Source organism: Rhizobacter sp. P1_G5, from assembly GCF_056405435.1.
Genome location: NZ_JBFUCB010001147.1, coordinates 1 through 714 on the forward strand (window position 1 = coordinate 1; position 714 = coordinate 714).

Annotated in this window: 1 protein-coding gene; it reads right to left on the reverse strand. The window is 75.6% G+C overall.

Annotated features, from left to right (window positions below):
* The coding region (gene xseA, locus AC1D12_RS34640; protein WP_477845573.1) for an exodeoxyribonuclease VII large subunit at positions 1–714 on the reverse strand (714 nt) is incomplete at both ends.

Consider the following 714-nt stretch of genomic DNA (forward strand, 5'->3'; position numbering starts at 1 on the left):
GGCCCGCACGCCCTGCCCCGGCCGCGCTAGCCGCAGCGCGGCGCGGTCGATCCACTGCGCCTGCTGGTCGAGCACGTGGTGCACGCGGCGCTGCATCAAGGTCGCGAACGCGGCCAGCGTCTCGGCCAGTTCGCGCGTCGGCGGCGCCGCCAGCTCGGCCGCGGCGGTCGGCGTCGGTGCGCGCAGGTCGGCGGCGAAGTCGGCCAGCGTCACGTCGGTCTCGTGGCCGACGCCGCAGATCGTCGGCAGCGGGCTCGCCGCGATGGCCCGCACGACCTGCTCGTCGTTGAACGCCCACAGGTCCTCCAGCGAGCCGCCGCCGCGGCACACGAGCAACGCATCGACCTCGTCGCGCTCGGCCGCCTGGCGCAACGCACGCACCAGCGCCGCCGGCGCCTCGGCGCCCTGCACCAGGCTCGGATAGACGACGACCGCGACATGCGGCGCGCGCCGCGCCAGCGTGGTCAGCACATCGTGCAGCGCGGCGCCCGACGCCGAGGTGACGACACCGAGCCGGCGCGGAAACCGCGGCAGCTCGCGCTTGCGCGCCGGATCGAACAGCCCCTCCGCCTCGAGCCGCGCCTTCAGCCGCAGGAACTGCTCGTACAGCGCACCCGCGCCGGCCTGCTGCATCGATTCGACGACGAACTGCAGTTCGCCGCGCGGCTCGTAGACCGCGAGCCGCCCGCGCACCTCGACGCGCTGCCCGTCGAC